23 protein-coding genes are annotated in these 21984 nt (G+C 28.9%); 8 read left to right on the forward strand and 15 right to left on the reverse strand.

The features are described 5' to 3' along the window. Nucleotides 1-11 precede the first annotated feature (11 nt). Nucleotides 12-1703 (forward strand): energy-dependent translational throttle protein EttA, encoded by a 1692-nt coding sequence (gene ettA, locus MC378_RS01190; RefSeq protein WP_242176883.1) that lies wholly within the window; start codon nucleotides 12-14, stop codon nucleotides 1701-1703. A gap of 173 nt (nucleotides 1704-1876) precedes the next feature. Here ettA and MC378_RS01195 read toward each other — a convergent pair whose 3' ends face one another. Continuing rightward, on the reverse strand, nucleotides 1877-2653 hold the full coding sequence (locus MC378_RS01195; protein ID WP_242176884.1) for a hypothetical protein: 777 nt from the start codon (nucleotides 2651-2653) through the stop codon (nucleotides 1877-1879). Between the two features lie 246 nt (nucleotides 2654-2899). Between MC378_RS01195 and MC378_RS01200 the strand changes: the two genes are divergently transcribed. Next, nucleotides 2900-3400 carry a DinB family protein gene (locus MC378_RS01200; RefSeq protein ID WP_242176885.1) on the forward strand — a complete coding sequence of 167 codons (501 nt, stop codon included), beginning with the start codon at nucleotides 2900-2902 and terminating at the stop codon, nucleotides 3398-3400. Here MC378_RS01200 and MC378_RS01205 read toward each other — a convergent pair. The 10 genes from MC378_RS01205 to mazG form a co-directional block, all read right to left on the reverse strand. Next, on the reverse strand, nucleotides 3397-4392 hold the full coding sequence (locus tag MC378_RS01205) for a DUF6695 family protein (RefSeq protein ID WP_242176886.1): 996 nt from the start codon (nucleotides 4390-4392) through the stop codon (nucleotides 3397-3399). The genes MC378_RS01200 and MC378_RS01205 overlap by 4 nt on opposite strands. Before the next feature lie 2 nt (nucleotides 4393-4394). Further along, nucleotides 4395-4646 carry a DUF6095 family protein gene (locus MC378_RS01210; protein ID WP_242176887.1) on the reverse strand — a complete coding sequence of 84 codons (252 nt, stop codon included), beginning with the start codon at nucleotides 4644-4646 and terminating at the stop codon, nucleotides 4395-4397. Beyond that, a complete protein-coding gene (murQ, locus tag MC378_RS01215; protein WP_242176888.1) occupies nucleotides 4643-5455 on the reverse strand; it encodes an N-acetylmuramic acid 6-phosphate etherase in 813 nt (270 codons plus the stop codon). The genes MC378_RS01210 and murQ overlap by 4 nt, the downstream gene beginning before the upstream one ends. A gap of 52 nt (nucleotides 5456-5507) precedes the next feature. After that, entirely contained in the window at nucleotides 5508-6338 is an 831-nt protein-coding gene (locus MC378_RS01220) for a DUF4249 family protein (protein ID WP_242176889.1), read from the reverse strand. A 4-nt stretch (nucleotides 6339-6342) separates the two neighbouring features. Further along, a complete protein-coding gene (locus MC378_RS01225; protein WP_242176890.1) occupies nucleotides 6343-8715 on the reverse strand; it encodes a TonB-dependent receptor in 2373 nt (790 codons plus the stop codon). A 185-nt stretch (nucleotides 8716-8900) separates the two neighbouring features. Beyond that, the gene (locus MC378_RS01230; RefSeq protein WP_242176891.1) at nucleotides 8901-11117 is read right to left on the reverse strand and encodes an NADP-dependent isocitrate dehydrogenase; all 2217 of its coding nucleotides are present in this window, start codon (nucleotides 11115-11117) and stop codon (nucleotides 8901-8903) included. 588 nt (nucleotides 11118-11705) lie between these two features. Continuing rightward, nucleotides 11706-12056: a 50S ribosomal protein L19 gene (gene rplS, locus MC378_RS01235; protein ID WP_088354144.1), complete on the reverse strand. Its 351-nt coding sequence runs from the start codon at nucleotides 12054-12056 to the stop codon at nucleotides 11706-11708. A gap of 109 nt (nucleotides 12057-12165) precedes the next feature. Further along, nucleotides 12166-13644, reverse strand: a complete 1479-nt coding sequence (locus tag MC378_RS01240; RefSeq protein ID WP_242176892.1) for an ArnT family glycosyltransferase — start codon at nucleotides 13642-13644, stop codon at nucleotides 12166-12168. Then, nucleotides 13637-14317, reverse strand: coding sequence for a tRNA (guanosine(37)-N1)-methyltransferase TrmD (gene trmD, locus MC378_RS01245; protein ID WP_242176893.1), 681 nt, complete (start codon nucleotides 14315-14317; stop codon nucleotides 13637-13639). The genes MC378_RS01240 and trmD overlap by 8 nt, the downstream gene beginning before the upstream one ends. Before the next feature lie 116 nt (nucleotides 14318-14433). Further along, nucleotides 14434-15213: a nucleoside triphosphate pyrophosphohydrolase gene (gene mazG / locus MC378_RS01250; RefSeq protein ID WP_242176894.1), complete on the reverse strand. Its 780-nt coding sequence runs from the start codon at nucleotides 15211-15213 to the stop codon at nucleotides 14434-14436. 89 nt (nucleotides 15214-15302) lie between these two features. On the opposite strand from mazG, the gene MC378_RS01255 reads away from it, so the two are divergent. Beyond that, nucleotides 15303-15917: an FAD synthase family protein gene (locus tag MC378_RS01255; RefSeq protein WP_242176895.1), complete on the forward strand. Its 615-nt coding sequence runs from the start codon at nucleotides 15303-15305 to the stop codon at nucleotides 15915-15917. Between the two features lies 1 nt (nucleotide 15918). On the opposite strand, the gene MC378_RS01260 is transcribed toward MC378_RS01255, so the two are convergent. Genes MC378_RS01260 through ruvX form a run of 4 tightly spaced genes read right to left on the reverse strand, consistent with a single transcriptional unit; the run spans nucleotide 15919 to nucleotide 17995 of the window. Further along, nucleotides 15919-16500, reverse strand: coding sequence for a LicD family protein (locus tag MC378_RS01260; RefSeq protein WP_242176896.1), 582 nt, complete (start codon nucleotides 16498-16500; stop codon nucleotides 15919-15921). Nucleotides 16501-16505: 5 nt separating this feature from the next. After that, a complete protein-coding gene (locus MC378_RS01265) occupies nucleotides 16506-16916 on the reverse strand; it encodes a DUF5606 family protein (protein ID WP_242176897.1) in 411 nt (136 codons plus the stop codon). A 26-nt stretch (nucleotides 16917-16942) separates the two neighbouring features. Beyond that, nucleotides 16943-17533, reverse strand: coding sequence for a peptide deformylase (def, locus tag MC378_RS01270; protein WP_242176898.1), 591 nt, complete (start codon nucleotides 17531-17533; stop codon nucleotides 16943-16945). 51 nt (nucleotides 17534-17584) lie between these two features. Beyond that, on the reverse strand, nucleotides 17585-17995 hold the full coding sequence (gene ruvX, locus MC378_RS01275; RefSeq protein WP_242176899.1) for a Holliday junction resolvase RuvX: 411 nt from the start codon (nucleotides 17993-17995) through the stop codon (nucleotides 17585-17587). Nucleotides 17996-18115: 120 nt separating this feature from the next. On the opposite strand from ruvX, the gene MC378_RS01280 reads away from it, so the two are divergent. Genes MC378_RS01280 through MC378_RS01300 form a run of 5 tightly spaced genes read left to right on the forward strand, consistent with a single transcriptional unit; the run spans nucleotide 18116 to nucleotide 21984 of the window. Further along, nucleotides 18116-18931 carry a 2,3,4,5-tetrahydropyridine-2,6-dicarboxylate N-succinyltransferase gene (locus MC378_RS01280; RefSeq protein WP_242176900.1) on the forward strand — a complete coding sequence of 272 codons (816 nt, stop codon included), beginning with the start codon at nucleotides 18116-18118 and terminating at the stop codon, nucleotides 18929-18931. 12 nt (nucleotides 18932-18943) lie between these two features. Then, nucleotides 18944-19696: a glycosyltransferase family 2 protein gene (locus MC378_RS01285; protein WP_242176901.1), complete on the forward strand. Its 753-nt coding sequence runs from the start codon at nucleotides 18944-18946 to the stop codon at nucleotides 19694-19696. A 13-nt stretch (nucleotides 19697-19709) separates the two neighbouring features. Further along, nucleotides 19710-20390, forward strand: coding sequence for a phosphocholine cytidylyltransferase family protein (locus MC378_RS01290; RefSeq protein ID WP_242176902.1), 681 nt, complete (start codon nucleotides 19710-19712; stop codon nucleotides 20388-20390). A 2-nt stretch (nucleotides 20391-20392) separates the two neighbouring features. After that, on the forward strand, nucleotides 20393-21430 hold the full coding sequence (locus MC378_RS01295) for a CDP-glycerol glycerophosphotransferase family protein (RefSeq protein WP_242176903.1): 1038 nt from the start codon (nucleotides 20393-20395) through the stop codon (nucleotides 21428-21430). Beyond that, complete coding sequence (locus MC378_RS01300; RefSeq protein ID WP_242176904.1) at nucleotides 21430-21984, forward strand: L-threonylcarbamoyladenylate synthase; 555 nt, start codon at nucleotides 21430-21432, stop codon at nucleotides 21982-21984. The genes MC378_RS01295 and MC378_RS01300 overlap by 1 nt, the downstream gene beginning before the upstream one ends.

A 21984-nucleotide genomic window follows, 5' to 3' on the forward strand; every position in this document is an offset into this window, starting at 1 on the left:
ACAAAATAAAAATGTCAGACGATAAGAAAGTTATCTTTTCAATGAACAAGGTTTCTAAAACCTACCAATCAACAAATAAACAAGTTTTAAAAGATATTTATTTAAGTTTCTTTTACGGAGCAAAAATTGGTATTCTTGGGTTAAATGGATCAGGAAAATCAACTTTATTAAAAATAATAGCAGGAGTAGAAAAGAATTTTCAAGGTGATGTAACTTTTTCACCAGGTTATAATGTTGGGTATTTAGAACAAGAACCACAATTAGATCCAGAAAAAACGGTATTAGAGATTGTAAAAGAAGGGGTTGCAGAAACTGTTGCAATTCTTGATGAATACAATAAAATCAACGACATGTTTGGTTTAGAAGAAGTCTATTCTGATGCGGATAAGATGGAGAAACTAATGGCGCAACAAGCAGAATTGCAAGATAAAATTGATGCTGCTAATGCGTGGGAATTAGATACCAAATTAGAAATAGCAATGGATGCCTTAAGAACTCCAGATTCTGATAAAAAAATAGGTGTGCTTTCTGGTGGAGAAAAAAGACGTGTTGCTTTATGTAGACTATTATTACAAGAGCCAGAAATTTTATTGTTAGATGAACCTACCAATCACTTAGATGCAGAATCTGTACATTGGTTAGAACATCATTTGGCGCAATATAAAGGAACTGTAATTGCAGTAACGCACGATAGATATTTTTTAGATAATGTTGCCGGTTGGATTCTTGAATTGGATCGAGGTGAAGGAATTCCTTGGAAAGGAAATTACTCTTCTTGGTTAGATCAGAAATCAAATAGAATGGCACAAGAAAGTAAAACAGCTTCTAAACGTCAAAAAACATTAGAAAGGGAGTTAGAATGGGTTCGTCAAGGAGCAAAAGGTCGTCAAACAAAGCAAAAAGCACGTTTAAAGAACTACGACAAATTAATGAGTCAAGATCAGAAACAAGTTGATGAAAAATTAGAAATCTATATTCCAAACGGACCACGTTTAGGTACAAATGTGATTGAGGCTTCTGGTGTTTCTAAGGCTTTTGATGATAAAATATTATATGAAAATTTAGAATTTAATCTTCCACAAGCGGGAATTGTAGGTGTTATTGGACCTAATGGAGCAGGAAAAACTACCATTTTTAAAATGATTATGGGAGAAGAAACCCCTGATTCAGGAAGTTTTAAGGTTGGTGAAACAGCTAAAATTGCATACGTAGATCAAGCACATTCTGATATAGATCCTAATAAAACTATTTGGGAAAATTTTTCCGATGGTCAGGATTTAGTAATGATGGGAGGAAAGCAAGTGAATTCTAGAGCTTATTTAAGTCGTTTTAATTTCTCGGGAAGCGAACAAAATAAAAAAGTTGCTACATTATCTGGAGGAGAAAGAAATAGACTGCATTTAGCAATGACTTTGAAAGAGGAAGGGAATGTACTGTTATTAGATGAACCTACAAATGATTTGGATGTTAATACATTAAGGGCGTTAGAAGAAGGGCTAGAAAATTTTGCTGGATGTGCTGTGGTTATTAGTCACGATAGATGGTTTTTAGATAGAGTTTGTACTCATATTTTAGCTTTTGAAGGTAATAGTGAAGTGTATTTCTTTGAAGGATCTTTTTCTGATTATGAAGAAAATAAAAAGAATCGTTTAGGTGGAGATTTAATGCCAAAACGTATTAAATATAAAAAGTTGATCAGATAAATTGAAATAAGTTTTAAAATTTAAAAAGCCTCATTTATAACTATAAATGAGGCTTTTGACTTCTACTTTTTCTATCACAACTTATCATAGTTATACAATAATCAATTATAAAATTGATATTACAAAGATAGAGAACTACTAAGGGGTTTATTTAGGTATAAACACCTGTTTTATTAATTTCTTTTTCTTGTAGTTACTCTTTTTGTTTCTTTTATATTCGTTTTTCTTTTGGCAACAGGAGTTTTTCTGTCATTAGATTTTCTATAAGAATGATTTGTGTTTCTCTTAACAATTTTCTTTTGCACTTTTTTAGAAACAGGCTTTCTTCTTTTTAAAATTTTACTACGCTTCCCAATTTTAGCATTTGGTTTAGCTTTATAATAATAGAAATTATTGTCTTCTCTAATTTGAGAATAGTTACTTCTAAAATCTCTTTTGTAGAAATAGGTGTCGTTGTATTCAAAAACATCTCCAAAACTTAAATTAATTTTAATGTCATTATCGTAGTAATAATTTTTTACGTTTCCATAAAAAACAGGGTATCCCATTCTATCATAACGTATTTGTAAATCACCTACTTTTGTAAGTTTTCCTCTATTATATCTCATGAAAATGTTTCCAATTCTAGTCACATTTCCTCTTAGATCATAATTGATAAAAACATTTCCAACTCTTCTTATTCTTCCTCTAAAATCTCTGTCAATTTTAACACCTACAGTTCTTCTTGTTCTTTTACCATTGTAATCATAGTAAGAGCTGTTGGAAAGAGTATTAAAATCAAAATCTCCATTTGTAAAAACAAAAAATTCTATACCGCGTTCAATAAAATTTACGGAGTTATCATAAGAGTAATTAAACCCAATTCTGTTTGGTAGTTCGTTGCCATTTTTGGCTTCAACAGTAGAAACCATCATGAACATTCCTATTAATATAAGTACACCTTTTTTCATAATATATGGTTTTAAGGGTTTTGCCTACTCTAAATACTTTTCGGCTTCCGTATTTGATTATTGTATTTTCAAAGAACGTGCCAAAAAAATAATCATCGTATTCGGTTTTGTGTTTTATTTCTCGGTATTCGGTTTTAAGTTTTTGTTTTTTAAGGGTTTATAAAATATTTAAAATAGTTTCAATAAAAGAAAAAGAACTTGTAAATTGAGCAAAGATTTAACGACTAAAACAAGAAATTAACTTTTATGATTGATGCCATTGAGAAAAATTTAGAAAGAGGAATAAAATTATTAAAAACAATTTCTGATGAGGAATATGCTGATAAATCTGTAGCACCTTATTTTTCTAGTATAGGTTGTCATATTCGTCACGTTTTAGATGTTTTTACCTGTGTTTTTAATGGTTTAGAAAGTAAATCTGTAGATTTGTCTATTAGAGAAAGAAATGAATTAGCACAGACTAAAACAGTTAATGGTATATTGTACTTTAACAAAGTAATTTCTCAATTAAGAGAAATTAATGAAGTTGATTTTACTGCTACAGTTCAAATTTCGGATGATTTAGGTTTGGGAAAGTTTACAGCAAATTATTCTTTAGCTGCAGCTTTGATGCAGGCTCAAAGTCATGCTCTACATCATTTTGCAACAATTGGATATATCATTTATCAATTAGGAATAGAACTTCCAGATGCAGATTTTGGTTTTAATCCAACAACTCCTAAAATGAGTGTTTGTAAGAATTCTTAAGAAGATCTTTTAAAAGAAAAAACTTCTTCATTTTGCTTTATAAAAACTTCAAAACAATTGGTTGGGTGTATAAAATGATGTTCTTCTTTGGGATTAAAGTTAACGTTTTTAGCGTTAAACAATCCTTCAAAATCTTTGTTTCCATTACTCGTATACCTAGCAATTTTATAGAATTTTTGATTTAATTTTGCTTCAATTTTAAACCAAGCACCACTACCAATTCCTCCTAACCAGGTTCCTTTGGGTAAGTTAAAATGTTTTTTATTTGGTAACTCTGTCCCTTCTAAAATAAGCTCTTTATCAAATTTATTAAAGAAAGAAGCCTTATATTCTTTGACTATTGATCTATTAGAATACTCTTTAAGTTCTTGTTTAAAAATGGTGTAAACTTTTTCTTCTGTTGTCCCTTTTATAACATTCCCTATAGGACTAGGGGTTAGTAAATAAGAAGCCTTTAATTTTAATTTAATGCTTTTTTTATGACAAGAATGTAAAATAGTATCCGTTACAAATCGAGCACAATTGGTACCTTTTTTTATGAAAGCTCCATAAGGAATTTCCTTTTGTTTGATTAAATCATTAATAAAATCTTTAGCTTTAAAATAATCAATAGCAGTATTAACGCTAGCAATTAACCTTCCTTCTCCATGGGTTTTATCAGGATGACTTTCAATCCAAAGTAAGATGTTTTCTAAATTAGATAAAATTCCGTTTTTAAATTCAGCATGAAGGGGTATTTCTAGCTCTGGATCAGTTTCTTTAGATCTTACACGCCCATTTCCATATGTGGTAATATATCTTCCAAAATCAAAATAATTAATTTTAGGATTGTCTTTTTGAATTAATAAAAGAGCAGCATGACCTGCTTGTATGGCGTGTTTGCTACCAATACCTATTTTAGGCCAAATTTTACTAGAAATTTCCCAATATGCTGGTCTTACTACTGTATCTGGATAGGATAAGATAATTATGATTCCATCAGTATGTTGCATTATTATTTTTTAGAATCTACAAATATTGAATTAAGCAAAGTCTTAAAAGTTTTGAAAGCAAAGTAAAAAGTAAAAATTATAATTATAAAACTGAAACCTAAAATTAGATAGGCAATATAAATTTCTGGGCTCTCTGAGTATTTTTTTAGGGCTTTAAACCCCATAGTTAACGAAATAGGAGAGAGAATAAATAATAGAATTAGAAAAGCTAATTGTCTTAATCCTTTGCCTAATAAGTTTACATCTGTACTCATTTTTTATAATTTTTTACAGCGTTTCTTACACTTCCATACTTAGCTAATAATTTGCTAGCCATATTTTGGTCGATATTTAATTCTGAAACTAACATGTTTTCTCCTCTATTTACTAATTTTTTGTTAGAAAGTTGCATGTCTACCATTTTATTGCCTTTAATTTTTCCTAACTGAATCATGGTTGACGTAGAAATCATGTTCAAGACAAGTTTTTGTGCGGTTCCTGCTTTCATTCTAGAGCTTCCGGTTACAAATTCTGGACCTACAATTACTTCTATTGGAAATTGAGACACATCTGCTAAGGGGCTATTTTTATTACAAGTTATACATCCCGTAATAATTTTATTTTTATTACATTCTTCTAAAGCAGTAATTACATATGGAGTTGTTCCTGAAGCAGCAATGCCAATAACAACATCTTTGTTGCAAATGTTTTTTTCTTGTAAATCTAACCAACCTTGGTTTGTCGAATCTTCTGCAAATTCAACCGCGTTTCTAATAGCAGTATCTCCTCCAGCAATTAATCCAACAACTAATTCACTTGGAACACCAAAAGTTGGTGGACATTCAGATGCATCTAAAACTCCTAAACGACCACTTGTACCTGCTCCAATATAAAAAAGTCTTCCACCAATTTTTAATTTGTCGACTATTTGTTGAGTTAATTTTTCTATTTGTGGCAACGATTTTTCTACGGCAAAAGGTACTGTTTTATCTTCATTATTAATGTTTGTTAACAAATCTGCCAAAGACATTTTTTCTAACTGATTATAGTTAGAATCTTGTTCTGTTGTTTTTATAAAAGTCATCGCTCAAAAATACAGTTTTTCTCTATTTTTAATAGAATTTTATATAACAAAATTAATCTTTCTCTATTAAGTTTAAACTGTATGTATCTGTTTCTGATATGTGAAAATAACCTAAAGGAAAATTAACTTCGTTTGTGGTGTTTATCATATTTCCTAATAAAGAGGATGGAGCTGATTGAAAGGGCCCACCAGAATTTTGTCCGCTTTGACTTATTAAAACTTCAAAATAGGTGTAGAATTCTTTGGTGACTCCAGACATTTTTATGTTTACAGTCGTTGGTAATTCAATATCATCTTCTTGATAGAAAAAAGAAAAATTATAATTAGAACCATTAAAATATCGATCATCAATTGCTAAGAATAAATTTTTATCAAAATCAAATAAATAATAATTTTCTACAATTGGAGGATCTTTAAAGGTGATTTTTATTTCGGTTTCTTTTCCTGAAAAAAGAGTTTCATCTCCTTGAATTACACTTGTAAAAGGAGTTGATTTTACTTTTGTAGCCTTCCCTTTGTATATTTGGTTTTCATAAATAACAGTCAATTCATACGTTATATCATCCGCAGGAATAAACGAAGTAGTTGGTTCGTAATTTCCATCAGAATTTCCATCAGAAAAAGTTATAATGGTATTATTAGATAAGTTTGTTAAAAATACATCTGCATTGGTAACTGGAGGTATGTCATCATCAAAATAATCAGCAGATAAACTTAATTTTACAATAGTATTTGCTACTACAGGATTTTCGTTAAACAGTATTTCAAAAGAAGCATCTATTACCAATCTAGGTTCTGTTGAAGGAACATCAATATCTATTACTTTTTCACAATTAGAAAAAAAGATGATAATTAAAACGGAAATTATATATGATTTTTTCATTGCCTTAAAATTTAAAGTTATAGGTTACAGAAGGAACTAATCCAAAAATGGAAGTTTTTATAGCTTCATTTCTAAAGGTTTCTCTGTTCTGTTTAAAGTTGATGGAAGCTGCATTTTGCCTTCCATATAAATTATAAATACCAAAAACCCATTCTGCTTGCCATTTTCTATTTTTGTTTTTTCTTGGGGTTAAGGTAGCAGAAATATCTAATCGATGATATGCTGGTAATCTATCGGCATTTCTTCTGTTGTCATCATAAATTGGTACATTTAGTCCTTGAACTTCATATTGCCCAACAGGATAATTTGTAGGTTGTCCTGTTTGAAACACGAAATTAGAATTAAATGTCCATTTTTTATTTAATTCGTAACTTGCATTTATAGAAAAATCGTGAGTTTTATCAAAAGGCGTATTATACCAATTTCCTTGATTAATTCCAGGTTCATTTGCATTTCTTCCTTCAGTTAATTGTTCAGATCTTGATAAGGTATATGCAAACCATCCTTTTAGTTTTCCTTCATTCTTTTTTAACAAAATTTCTAAACCATAAGCTCTTGCTTTTCCATTTAAAATAACGGTTTCAATTTCATTATTTGCAATTAAATTGGCTCCGTTTATGTAGTCTATTCTATTTTGAATGTCTTTGTAAAAAGCTTCTGTTTCTATAGAATAATCTCCATTTTTTAAGTTTTTAAAATATCCAATTGCATATTGATCGAGTAATTGTGGTTTTATGTATTTTCCACTTGGAGTCCAAACATCTAATGGAGTAGGAGAAGAAGTATTAGAGAGTAAATGAAGGTATTGTGCCATTCTATTATAACTAGCTTTTACAGAAGTGTTATCATCTATAATATAAGACATAGATAGGCGTGGTTCTATATTGCTAAAATTAGAAATCACATTTTTTCTTTTAAAACTTTCTGTACCAATAGCTTCTGCAGATTCATATTTTTTAAACTCAGAATTATAGATTACTGGCAAATCATTTTCATAAATGTTTAGTTCATCTTGTCCTAATCGTTTAAAGTTGCTAAAACGAATTCCATATTGAAAACGTAGGCTATTGTTAACTTTGTGCTCTACATTTATATAGGCTGCAAATTCATTAGCATATTTGTCGATTAGTTTTTCTGCAACAATTCCGGAGTCTTCTCTATTAGGAGTAATTTCTCCTGGATTAAATTTGATGTAAATATTATTAATTCCATAACTCAATTTAAATTTTTCATTTAAATAATGTTTAAAATCGTATTTTAGGTTAAAGTTGGTTATGCCAGAATCCCACTCGAAACCAACAAAATCAAGAGTTAATCCATAAAAATAATCTGAATAAATTAAGGATAAATTAGAAAATAATTTGTCTGAAAAAAGGTGATTCCAGCGCAAGTTTGCAACGGTATTTCCGTATGTGTTTACAAAATTATCGCTAATTCCAAAAACATCTTTCCCAAAATAGGTAGATAAAAAAAGGTTGTTTCTATCGTTAAAACGATAGTTAATTTTGCTGTTTAAATCATAAAAATAAGCTTTGTTATCATTATCAAATAGTGGTAAAAAAAGATGAGCATAAGAAGCTCTACCACCAATTAAAAAAGAACTTTTTTCTTTTTCTATAGGACCTTCAGCTAATAATCGACTTGAAACTAAACCAATTCCACCAGTTAAATTAAAATTTTTACTATTTCCTTCTTTTTGATAAATGTCTAAAACAGAAGACAATCTTCCTCCGTATTTTGCAGGAATTCCACCTTTATATAGTTTGATGTCTTTTATTACATCAGGATTAAAAACCGAGAAAAAGCCAAATAGATGTGATGAGTTAAAAACAGTAGCTTCATCTAATAAAATTAAATTTTGATCTGCCGCACCACCACGAACATTAAAGCCAGAAGCACCTTCACCAGCGCTAGTTACACCTGGTAAAAGTATTAAAGATTTAATAATATCTGCTTCTCCTAAAACTACAGGAATTTGTTTTATTGACGCAGCTGTAAGTCTGTTAACACTCATTTGAGCTGTTCTTACATTTAGTTTTTCTATGTTACTTTCAATGATGATTTCATCTAAACTTTCTGTTTCTTCTTTTAATTTAAAATTTTTAGAAGTTTTTTCTGATAAGTTTAAAGTTGTTAGAAAAGGTTTGTATCCTAAATAACTTACTTGTATTTTATAATTTCCTTTTGGAATGGTTATAGAATAAAATCCATATTCATTGGTAGTTGTTCCAGAATTTAATTCAGGAAAATAAATAGAAACACCAATAAGAGTTTCGTTATTTAGCTCGTCATAAACGGTTCCACTAAGGGTTATTTTTTCTTGCCCCAAAAAAGATAGAGGGAAAAGGATAATTAGTAAAAATATTTTTTTATACATTATTTTGTTTAATGATTATTGTTTTTTAATAAACAAAAGTACGCTTTTGAAAGTAAATAGACCTAAAAAAATGTTTTAATTGTAGACTGAATTATTTATTTCTATCTTTTTTAAATTTAAAACAAATCTAAAAAAAAGAGTGCTTAAAAAGCACTCTTTATATTTATATCTAGAAATACATTCAATTAGATTGAACTTAAAATAGCATTTAATGTGCTATTTGGTCTCATTGAATTATTTACTAACTCTTCAGTAGGTTTATAATATCCTCCAATATTTACGGGTTTTCCTTGTATCTCATTTAATTCAGAAATAATTTTCGTTTCATTTTCTTTTAATGAAGCTGCAACAATTTTAAATTGAGCTTTTAATTCTGAGTCTTTGTCTTGATTAGCTAATGCTTCAGCCCAATATAAAGCCAAGTAAAAATGAGAACCTCTATTGTCTAATTCGCCCACTTTTCTTGAAGGAGATTTTTTATTATCTAAAAATTTATCTGTTGCATCATCTAAAGTTTCTGATAAAACTAAAGCTTTAGAATTATTTGTTGTATTTCCTAAATGTTCTAAAGAAACTGCTAAGGCTAAAAATTCTCCTAAAGAATCCCATCTTAAATGATTTTCATTTAAAAACTGTTGTACGTGTTTTGGGGCAGATCCACCTGCTCCAGTTTCAAACATACCACCACCCTTCATTAAAGGTACTATAGACAACATTTTTGCAGAAGTACCTAATTCTAAAATTGGAAATAAATCTGTTAAATAATCTCTTAATACGTTTCCTGAAACAGAGATTGTATCTTCTCCATTAATAATTCTTTCTAGTGTAAACTCTGTAGCTTTTAGAGGAGATAGAATTCTAATGTCTAATCCAGTAGTATCATATTTTGGTAAGTATAGATTTACCTTTTTAATGATCTCAGCATCATGTGCTCTGTTTTTATCTAACCAAAAAACTGCTGGTGTGTTAGATTCTCTAGCTCTTGTTACAGCTAATTTTATCCAGTCTTGAATTGGTAAATCTTTTGCTTGACACATTCTCCAAATATCTCCACTTTCTACATTATGTTCAAGTAAGATAGTTCCGTTTTCGTCTATAACTTGTACTTTTCCATCAGCAGCAATTTCAAACGTTTTATCGTGAGATCCATATTCTTCTGCTTTTTGTGCCATTAAACCAACATTAGGTACAGTTCCCATTGTTGTTGGGTCAAATGCACCATGTTTTTTACAAAAATCTATGGTTGCAGAGTAAATATCTGCGTAAGAACTATCAGGAATCACTGCTTTTGTATCTTGTAATTCACCTTTAGCATTCCACATTTTACCAGAAGTTCTAATCATTGCTGGCATAGAAGCATCAATAATGATATCAGAAGGAACGTTTAAATTGGTAATTCCTTTATCAGAATTTACCATTGCTAAATCTGCATTTTTTTTATAAATAGCATCAATATCAGCTAAGATTTCAGTTTTTTTCTCTGGAGAAACTTCATCAAGATTACTTAATAAATTACCAAAACCATTATTTACGTCAACTCCGATTTCATCAAAAAGGTCTCCGTATTTTTCAAACAATTCTTTAAAGTATACTCTTACGGCATGACCAAAAATGATAGGATCAGAAACTTTCATCATAGTTGCTTTCATGTGTAATGAAAGTAATACACCTTGTTTTTTTGCATCAGCAAATTCTTTTTCTAAAAATGCAAGCAATGCTTTTTTACTCAAAACAGTAGCATCAATAATTTCTCCGTCAATTAAAGCTAAATTTTCTTTTAATGGAGTTTTTGTGCCGTCGTTAGCAATGTGAACGATATTGATGTTAGTGGCTTTGTCTACAGTTATAGATTTTTCGTTATTAGCAAAATCTCCTTCGCTCATTGTAGCAACACTAGTTTTGGAATCAGAACTCCATGCACCCATTGAGTGAGGATTTTTACGAGCGTAATTTTTTACAGCTTTAGGAGCTCTTCTATCAGAATTTCCTTCACGTAAAACAGGATTTACAGCAGAGCCTTTTACTTTATTATAACGTGCTAAAATTGCTTTATCCTCATCTGTTTTTATTTCTTCAGGAAAATCTGGGATTGCGTAACCTAAAGTTTGTAGCTCTTCAATAGCCGCTTTTAATTGTGGTACAGAAGCACTAATATTAGGTAATTTTATAATATTAGCTTCCGGTTTTTTTGTCAATTCGGCTAACTCTGCTAAAGCATCTTCTACTTGTTGATCTTCATTTAGAAAATCTGAAAAACTTGCTAAAATTCTAGTAGCTAAAGAAATGTCTTTTGTTTCAATTTCTACATTAGAAGATTTTGTGAAAGCTTTTACAATTGGTAAAAAAGAACGAGTAGCCAATGCTGGAGCTTCATCTGTTTTTGTGTATATAATTTTAGCCATTATCTGTATGTTATTTTAGATTGATAAAAGTTGGAATTGCTCAAAAAATAAGCGGAACAAATTTAAGAATTACTGATGACTTTCTTATTGTTAATTTCTTATTATTTATTATCTTTTAATGAGAATAATTTAAAATAAGGAGAAGTAAATTTATAATGAGTATAAAATAAAAGCGATATCAAACAATTTATTGTTTGATATCGCTTTTTAGAAATAGTTTTATATTGTTTGTATTTAATATAAAAAATATAACCTATTTCAATTGTCATAACCTAAATAAGTACAATTTTATAATTATACGTTTTTTAGATGTATGTTTAAGTAATAAACATCGAGAATGATGACAATAATTTATAAGGAACTTTACCTTTCTTTATATATTTACTATAATTATTATTAGTTTTGAAGACTTATAAGTTTAATTAAATTGTAAATATAAGTTCAAAAGTAAGATTGATTTCTAATTGCTCAAAAAAATTAACTAATTAATAATCAACAGAATATTAACTAAGGTTGTTAACATTTGTTCATTAAAAAAAGCGTTCTGAAAATTCAAAACGCTTTTTTAATATTATAGTGTAAAAGAGATTATCTTCTTTTTTCAGTAATTCTAGCTTTTTTACCAGTAAGACCTCTAAAGTAGAAAATACGAGCTCTACGTACTTTACCTCTTTTATTAACTTCAATTTTTTGAATAGAAGGTAAGTTTACAGGGAAAATTCTTTCAACACCTACTGTACCAGACATTTTTCTGATTGTAAAAGTTTCAGAAAGACCAGTTCCTCTTCTTTGTATAACAACTCCTCTAAAAAACTGAGTTCTTACTTTTTCACCCTCTTTAATTTCGTAGTATACAGTTATTGTATCTCCTGCAGCAAATTCTGCAAATTCTTTTTTTGTTACAAATTCGTCTTGAACAAATTTAATTAAAGCTTCCATATTTAATATTTATAGTTTTTGTAAAACAACATTCACGATTTCTTCGTCAGAGGTTAATTTAGCGGTTGCAAAAGTAATCATTATTTTTTGTTGATAAAACTAAAATTAATTATTTTTTTGCTTGATAATTAGTGCAATAGAAAACCCAAAATTTTCGCGATTCTTTGCCGTTAATTTTAATAATTATAGGCTCTAGTTCTGTGACATTACTAAAATAATGGTCTAGTAAAGGATTGTGTTTTCCTTTTTTATTAGTGTTTTTAAAACGTTTGTCAGAGTCAATAAATAAAGCGTTTTTATTATTTAAAATCGATAGGTTATCACCTAAGTAATCAAAATGTAATGCAGGTAAACCAATGATGTTTTGTGCATAAATTTTGTCATCCATAAAAAAGTTTAAACACGCCGATGTTTTATAATTGTCATCAGAAAATACAAATGTATTTGGGTGTTTCTCTTGTAGTTTTTTTGTTTCAATAGCCAATTCTTTCCAGCCAACCCAAGTGTCATCGCTTTTAATAGGTACTAAATAAAATAAAATTTGTAAGCTAAATAGAACATGAAAAACGATTGAAAAAATAATTTGAATCTTAATTAATTTTTTACTGATAAACATTCCTGCTAAAATAATACCGGTGATGTAAGAGGGCATCATCCAATTTAATTTTACCCAATAAATAGGAGTAAGGCAAAAGAAACCTATAAATGTAGGAACGAAAAAGGCTAATAAAAATAAGGTTTTACCTTGTGGTATTTTAAATTTTAATAAAGTTCTTTTTATATACTTATAAGTGAAGGTTATAAAAACTAAAAATAATACAGGTAATAATAAGAACATTTGATGTCCAATAGCTCCAAAGAAATTTTTAGGAGATATTTTAAATTCTGATATAGAACTAGTTCTTTCTGATGATTGAAAGGCAAAAGAAGCAAATTCATTTTGATAGTTCCAGTACCAAACAGGAAATGTTACTGCCACAGATATGATTAAAGAAATCCACATCCACGGAGATAGAAAAAGTTTTCTGTATTTGTTTGAAAAAAGTAGAAAAGCAATGAAACCAATTTGTAATAATAATGCAGTGTATTTACTATCAAAAGCTAATCCCATAGCAATTCCTCCTAAAATCCAAAACCACTTTTTTTCTTCAAAAATGGCTTTGTATAAACAGATTAAACTCAATGTCCAGAATAATAATAAAGGAACATCAGGAGTAGAATTAAATGATAATATAGAAATAAAAATGGTAGAAGCTAACAAAACAATAGCTCTTTGAAGTTTCTGTTTGGATAAGAAATAAGAGGCTAACTTATAGAAACTTAAGATTGTAAAAGAGGTAATTACAAAATTAGCTAATTTTATTGAAAAAACAGATTGACCAAAGATATCTGTAAAGATTCTTAAAAAATAGCCAATCATACCAGGATGATCAAAATAAGATAAAGATAAGTTTTGTCCGTATAAATAATAATAAGCATCTTGCGGCATTAAGCCCATAAACGGAAGTAATATCAATCTAAAAAGTTGAAATCCAAAAACCCAAGAAATGGCTTTGTTTTTTTTTAGGGTTGATATAAATTTATTCATCGGCTATTAAATCAGGTCTTATTTCTTTAGTTCTTTTATAAGCTTGATCGCTTCTCCAATCTTCAATTTTTGGAAAGTTTCCTGACAATAAGATTTCAGGAACTTTATTTCCTTCAAAATCTGAAGGTCTTGTATAAACAGGAGGCGATAATAAATTGTCTTGAAAAGAATCTGTTAAAGCAGATTGTTCATCACCAATAACTCCTGGAATTAATCGTACTATGGCGTCTACTAAAACAGCAGCAGCTAATTCTCCTCCAGTTAAAACATAGTCTCCAATAGAAATCTCTTTCGTAATAAATAAATCTCTAATTCTTTGATCTACACCTTTGTAATGTCCTGTAAGGATTAAGATGTTTTCTTTTAATGAAAGTGTATTTGCTGTTGATTGATTTAATGTTTTTGCATCTGGAGTCATGTAAATAATTTCGTCATAATCTCTTTCTGATTGTAGCTTTCGAATACAGTTTGCAATTGGTTCAATCATCATAACCATTCCTGCACCACCACCAAATTGAGTGTCGTCAATTTGTTTGTAGTTGCCCAAGCCAAATTCACGTAAATCATGAATTGTAATTTCTGCCAAACTTTTATCTTGTGCGCGTTTAATTATTGAATGACTAAACGGACTTTCTAATAAATTAGGAGCTACTGAAATAATATCTATTCGCATATTTGCAAATGTACCAATTTTGTTAGGTTATTAAAATATTAGTTTTAAGAAGATTTGTCAAGTAATTTTTTCTGCTTTTTGTTTCAATAGGGTAATAAAAGTGTTTCTAATTGTTGTTATTTGAAAAATTCTTTAGACTTTTCCCAATAAACATCCATTTCTATTAAAGTCATGTCTGAGAGTTGTTTGCCTTCTTTTTTAGCAGATTCCTCCAAAAACTGAAAACGATTGATAAATTTTTTATTGGTTTTTTCTAAAGCATTTTCGGGGTTTACACCAATAAAACGAGCGTAGTTAATCATAGAAAAAAGGACATCACCAAATTCTTTTTCGGTATTTTCTTTATTTCCAATTTTTATTTCTTCATTGAGTTCAGAAAGTTCTTCTTGTACTTTTTCCCAAACTTGCTGTGGTTCTTCCCAGTCAAAACCAACTCCTGCAACTTTTTCTTGAATTCTACTAGCTTTTACAACAGCAGGTAAACTTTTTGGAACTCCTTCTAATACTGATTTGTTTCCTTCTTTTAGTTTTAAATGTTCCCAATTACGTTTTACATCTTCTTCATTTTCTACTTTTACATCCCCATAAATGTGAGGATGTCTATGAATTAATTTATCAGAAATAGCATTAGCAACATCTGCAATATCAAATGCTTTTTTTTCACTTCCAATTTTCGCGTAAAAAATAATGTGCAAAAGCACATCACCTAATTCTTTTTTGATTTCTTGTAAATCGTTATCTAAAATTGCATCAGCAAGTTCGTATGTCTCTTCAATTGTTAAATGACGTAGGCTTTCTAAAGTTTGTTTTTTATCCCAAGGACATTTCTCTCGAAGGTCATCCATTATATCTAACAAACGATTAAAAGCGGCTAATTGATCTTTTCTTTGATACATTGTTCTTTTTTATAATACTAAAGTAGTTAATTAATCTTAAAAAGGTTTCGTTTATTGGTGGTATATTTACGGTTTAAAAGATGATTATAATGAAAGAGCAGGTTGCCATAATTAAAAGGAAATTAGATAAAGAATGGAGTATCGTTTTTAATGAGTCAAACAATATAATTAATTTGACTACTAAGTTGGATCTAGGAGTTGATTTTTTACTAAGAACAGTAAAAGAAATATACAGAATATTTAATGAAAAAGAAGTTGCTGTTCAATTAAATTCCAATTCAGAAATTATAGTAATGTTAAAAAAATCAAACAAAAAGTACAAGAGAATGTATACATCTGGTTGTTTTGATTTATTTCATTATGGACATTTAAATATCTTAGAAAAAACAAAAAAAATGTGTGATTATTTAATTGTAGGTGTTTCTACAGATGAATTAATTTTAAAGGAAAAAGGAAAGGTTCCTGTAATTCCTTATCATGAAAGAAAGCGTGTTATTGAATCTATAAGTTGTGTAGATGAAGTAATTGCTCAAGTAGATAAAAATAAACAGAAAATTGTTGATGATTATCAAATTGATGCCATTTCTGTTGGTGATGATTGGAAAGGTCGTTTTCCCAAAACAACTTGTTATATTGAATACTTTAAATATACAGAAAGTGTAAGTAGTACAATTTTAAAGAATACCTTACAGTTGGTAAAGTAGTTTATTTTAGGGCATTGTCATCTTTAAAAGTATCCCATTCTTTTTTAGGAGTTTGCCAATCACCATACCTGTATGTTAAATATTCGATTGCTTTTTCTGGAATTAAAAAATTATAGTCATTAAATTTTACTGTTTTTAAAGTATCATAAAATTTAAACGGAACATTTTTAACTTTTTCTCCAACTTGCCAGTATGCATTTCCCTCAATATTGTATTTAATAAAAATTTCTAAACACACATTTCCTTTTAACAAACCAAAAAAATGTTTATTTCTAACTTTAATAATCCTAACATTATTTTTAATTAAAGGTTTTGTGTTTTTTTGAATTGTACGAACTCGTATTCTAAAACCGCTTTTTTTAAGTGTGACAATTAAATTATTTAATTGTTTTTTTTTAGGAACCATCATTGAAATATCTACATCGTTATCCCAGGGTAATAACCTATTTTCCCTAATAATACCCAATAAAGTACCTCCTTCTAGCCAATAATCTAATTTACAAGAATGTAAAACAGAAGCTACATCTTTTAATAATTGAAGTGCTTCTGTTTTATTTTTTCCTGTTAGTGATATTTTATACAAATGAATTAACTTTTTTCGGTTGTAGCTTCAATTTTAGAAAAATCCATTCCTGCTTTTACTAAAAGGTTAAACCACTGTATTACTTTTTTTATGTTAGAAGTATACACTCGTTCATCATCATAATTAGGTAGGATTTCTGAAAAATAAGCTATTAATTTTTTTCCACTTTCTTTATGAGAAATGACTTCTTTTCCTTCCGATTTTTCAAACATAGTTTTAAAGATCGATAATAAAAGAACTTCTTCTTCGTAGGTATAAATAGCAATATTTTCTAACAAGCTTACATTTTGTGTAGAGTTAATTGCTAATCTTTTTTGATCGGTTAAAGATTCTACGATAATTGCATTTTTAGATTGAGAAACTACTTGATATAATCCTGGTTTACCAGTAACGGCAATAATTTTATTAAATTCCATCTGTATATTTTTTTGTCTTTTAAGACTTATTTTTTCTTCTTTAAATTAGGAAAACGCATTCTGTAATCTGCTTTTATTTTTCCTTTAGAAATGTTTTCTAATTTCTTTTTTATGATTCTTTTCTTTAATGTTGATAGTTTGTCTGTAAACAAAATTCCTTCAATATGATCATATTCATGTTGAAAAACTCTTGCAGCCAACCCATCTAAAACTTCTGTGTGTTTGTTAAAATCTTCATCTTGATATTCTATGGTGATTTTAGGTTGACGAAAAACATCTTCAAGGATATCAGGAATGCTCAAACAACCCTCGTTAAAAGCCCATTCATCTCCTTCTTCATTTACAATTTCTGCGTTGATAAAAACTTTATTAAAGTCTTTTAAAACTGCTCTGTCTTTGTCGGATAGATCTTCATCTTCTGCAAAGGGAGAAGCATCAATAACAAATAAACGAATTGCCTTACCAATTTGTGGCGCAGCTAAACCAACACCAGAAGCATTGTACATTGTTTCTTTCATATTAGAAATTAATTCTTCTAAACCTGGGTAATTTGCATCAATTTCTATTCCTACTTTTCTTAAAACTGGATCTCCGTAAGCAACAATTGGTAATATCATGTGTAATTTTTTAACGATTGCAAAAATACAAAGAATGCTTTTTGTGGGAAACTATTTGTTATATAAATATGACTGTAAAATTATAGTTGCACTTATTTCGTCTACTAAAGCTTTGTCTTTTCGTTTGTTTTTACCCAAACCACTATCTATCATGGTCTGAAAAGCCATTTTAGATGTAAATCGCTCATCTACTCTTTTAAAAGGTATTTGCGGAATTTTTTTTGACAGTTTTTTTAAAAAAGGAAGAATTAAAGCTTCACTTTCACTATCCGAATTGTCCATTTGTTTGGGCTTTCCTACTAAAAAAAGTTCAACATTTTCTTTGGAAGTATACTCTTTTAAAAACGGGATTAATTGATCTGTATTTACAGTTGTTAAGCCAGAAGCTATAATTTGCATTTCGTCTGTAACAGCTATTCCTGTTCTTTTTTTTCCGAAATCTATGGCAATAATTCTACTCAAGTTAAATATTTTTTACAAAAGTACGTTCTTTTAAACAAAAGGAGGTTTTCTGTTTAAAAAATGTATCTTCGCTATCTATTTTTACAGATAGATTTATATTTGCAAAAAGTAAATTTAAAAATGAATAATATTAGAGAAATTATTGAATCAGCTTGGGAAAATCGCGATTTGTTAAAAGAACAAAAAACGATTGATACAATTAGAAAAGTAGTTGATTTATTAGATAAAGGAGCATTAAGAGTTGCAGAACCAACCATTGATGGATGGCAAGTAAACGAGTGGGTGAAAAAAGCAGTTGTTTTATATTTTCCAATTCAAAAAATGGAAACTTTAGAAGCAGGTATTTTTGAGTATCACGATAAAATTCCATTAAAAAGAAACTTTGCAGAAAGAGGAATTAGAGTTGTGCCAAATGCAGTTGCAAGACATGGTGCATACATATCTTCAGGAACTATTTTAATGCCAAGTTATGTAAATATTGGTGCTTATGTAGATGAAGGTACGATGGTAGATACTTGGGCAACTGTGGGGTCTTGTGCACAGATTGGTAAGAATGTACACCTTTCAGGTGGAGTGGGAATTGGTGGAGTTTTAGAGCCTTTGCAAGCAGCACCTGTAATTATTGAAGATGGCGCTTTTATTGGATCTAGATGTATTGTAGTAGAAGGCGTAAGAGTTGAAAAAGAAGCTGTTTTAGGCGCAAATGTTGTTTTAACAATGAGCACAAAAATTATAGATGTAACAGGTGATGAACCTATAGAAATGAAAGGAGTTGTTCCTGCAAGATCTGTAGTGATTCCTGGAAGTTATACCAAAAAATTTGCTGCAGGAGCATACAATGTTCCTTGTGCGTTAATTATCGGAAAGAGAAAAGAAAGTACCAATAAAAAAACTTCATTAAACGATGCATTACGAGAGTACGACGTAGCTGTTTAATAAAAGAAATCTATGACAAAGATTACCGCAATTATTCCTACGCTTAACGAAGAATTACATATAAAAGACGCAATCAAATCTGTTAGTTTTGCTAATGAAATTATTGTTATAGATTCTTATAGTACAGATAAAACAATTGAAATAGCAGAAGAGTTAAATGTAAAAATTATTCTGCGAAAGTTTGATGATTTTTCCACCCAAAAAAACTTTGCAATTGAACAAGCAAATCATTCTTGGATATATATATTAGATGCAGACGAACGTGTTACACCTAAAGTAGAAAAAGAAATTTTAGAAGTTGTAAAGAATCCCAAAGGTTGTGTTGGTTTTTATGTAAGAAGAACATTGTTTTTTATGGGTAGAAAACTAAATTATGGTGGTTGCCAGAGAGATAAGGTAATTCGTTTGTTCTTAAAAGATTATTGTAAATACAACGGAAATCTTGTTCATGAAACCATTACTGCAAATGGGAAATTAGGTTTTTTTAAAAATAAAATTGATCATTTTTCTTATAGAAGTTTTGATTATTATATTTCTAAATTAAATAGATATGCTTGGTTACAAGCAGTAGAACTTCACGGGAAAGGGAAAAAGGTAACTCTTTATCATCTTTTAATAAAACCGTTTGTTCGATTTTTTATTCATTATATAATCCGTTTCGGGTTTTTAGATGGTTTTGCGGGATTTGTGTTTGCTAAAACATTTGCTTATAGAGTATTTACACGATATGTAAAACTTTGGTTATTGAATAGAGATTTAAAATAAATAAAGAGAAATAATGAAGATAATTATTTTAGCTGCTGGTATTGGTTCAAGATTAGGAAACCCTTTTCCTAAACCGTTAACCCCCTTAAAAGATGGTAAAAGTATAATGCAGAAGCAATTACAAAATATAAAGAAATATTTTGATATTAATGATGTAACAACTGTTGTGGGATTTAAAAAGGATTTAATTATGGAAAGGTTTCCTGAAGTTAATTATGTTTATAATCCTTTTTTTGATAGAACAAACACTTCTAAAAGTTTACTACAAGCCTTAAAAAAACATAAAGGAAAATCAGTTTTATGGTTTAATGGTGATGTTGTTTTTGATGAAAAATTACTGTCTTTATTATTAGAGGATATTAGGAATGAAAATTCTTTTATTTCTGTAAATACACAAAGTGTTGCAGATGAGGAAGTAAAATATACATTAAAAAATGGTTTTGTTTCAGAACTGTCTAAAGAAGTTAAAAATGCTTTAGGAGAAGCTGTAGGGATTAATTTTATTTCTTCGAAAGATTTGAATAGTTTTATCAAGCATTTAGAATTGTGTGATGATAATGACTATTTTGAAAAAGGATTAGAAAACGCAATAAGTGCTGATAATTTAAAATTAAAAGTGATTGACATTTCTAAATATAATTGTATAGAAATAGATTTTAAAGAAGATTTAGAGAACGCTAATAAATTACTGTAATTATGAAAGTGGTACTTTTCTGTATGAACCCATACTCTTTTGGTATTTTAGAACCTATTATGAAAGTTTTAAAGCAAAGAAATTACCAATATGTATGGTTTGTTAGAGAAGAAGTTATTCAGAAGTTTCCTTTTAAAAATGAATATATAACTTCAAATATAAAAGAAGTTGTAGATTTTAAAAGTGATGCTCTTTTTGTTCCAGGGAATGAAGTACCACATTTTTTAAGAGGGGTAAAAGTTCAGGTTTTTCATGGTTTTGCAGGAGAGAAAAAAGGACATTTTAGAATTCGAAAGTACTTTGATTTATATTTAACTCAAGGACCTTATTTTACAAGAAAATTCCTGCAATTAAAAAGTAAGTATAAAGATTTTGAAGTTATAGAAACTGGGTGGCCAAAACTTGATGTTTATGGCCAAACTCTACATAAGTTTGACACAGATAAAAAAGATCTTTTAAATAAGTTTAATGTAGAAAAAATAATTCTCTTTGCTCCAACATTTTCACCATCACTTACATGCGCCCCTTTTTTAGAGAAGGAAATTGAACATTTAGCAATTCATAAAAATTATTTAATTATTATTAAATTCCATGATTTAATGTCAAGTGAATTCATAAAAAAATATAAGGATATTGCTGATAAAACTAGTAATATTTTATATGTAGATGAAAGAAATATTATAAAATATTTATTAATTTCTGATTTAATGATTTCTGATACATCATCTGTTGTATATGAGTTTTTATTGCTAAATAAACCCGTAATTACGTTTAAGACTCACTCTAAAGTTTTTAAATGGGACAATTCTTTAACTTACGAGAAATTAACTGAGAAGGTAAAAATTAATTTAGAGCAAGACCCGTATAAGAAAGAGAGAAAAGAAATTTTTAACGAATACCATCCTTATAGTGATGGTAAATCTGCAGAAAGAATGGTAGATGCTACAGAAGATTATATTAAAAAACATGGAGTTCCAGAATCTAGAGAGCTTCCTTGGCTACGTAGGTATAAAATGAATAAAATGTTTGGAAAGCAATAATGTTATCACAAATTTCAATTACACATCAATACCTCAAAGAAGGAAAAACTATTTTGTACCCAACAGATACTGTTTGGGGTTTGGGTTGCGATGCTACAAATTTTGATTCAGTATCTAAAATCTATCAACTTAAAAACAGGGAAGAAAGCAAGAGTTTAATTGTTCTAGTTAGTTCTTTAACAATGCTAAAAAAACATGTTTTTGTGTCTGATAAAGTGTTAGATATTTTAAAGAAAACAAAAAAACCAACGACTATCATATATAAAAACCCTAAAGGATTTGCAATAAATACATTTGCAAAAGATAATACAATTGCAATAAGAATAGTTCAAGATGATTTTTGTAGAAAACTAATAAAGAGGTTTGGGAGACCTATTATTTCTACTTCTGCAAATGTTAGTGGAGCTATTACACCAAAATCATTTAAAGAAATTAGTCAACCAATTTTAGAAGGTGTAGATTATATAGTAGATTTGCACAAAAATAAAGTGAATACAAAATCATCAACTATTTTAAAAGTTGATGGAAATAATATTCAAGTTTTAAGAGCGTAG

Source organism: Polaribacter marinus, assembly GCF_022662535.1.
Lineage (GTDB): Bacteria > Bacteroidota > Bacteroidia > Flavobacteriales > Flavobacteriaceae > Polaribacter > Polaribacter marinus.